Here is a 239-nt window from a genome sequence, read left to right as displayed (position 1 = left end):
AGATCACGCGATAGCCCGCCTTGGACAGCTCGGAGGACTGGTAGTCCCAGATATCGGCATTGAGCGGCCAGGCATGGGTCAGCACGATGGCGCGGCCATTGCCGCCGGTGTCCTTGACGAACAGCTCGACGCCGTCGCGGGCCTTGACGGTGCCGGTGCGGGCTGCGCCTTGCCCGAAGGAAAGACGTGGCGGGGCCACGGCGGAAGCAGCGAGCAGGGCGGTGAAGGTACGGCGGGTG

General features: G+C 68.2%; 1 protein-coding gene. It reads right to left on the bottom strand.

Annotated elements, in window-relative coordinates; translation table 11 throughout:
* Positions 1 to 239: alpha/beta hydrolase (locus RMT89_RS45250; protein WP_315889570.1), on the bottom strand; the 239-nt coding region annotated here is incomplete at both ends.

This window comes from Streptomyces sp. P17 (genome assembly GCF_032436805.1).
Lineage (GTDB): Bacteria > Actinomycetota > Actinomycetes > Streptomycetales > Streptomycetaceae > Streptomyces.
The sequence above is the reverse complement of the archived record's forward strand: the minus strand, read 5'-3'. Positions and strand labels throughout refer to the sequence as shown.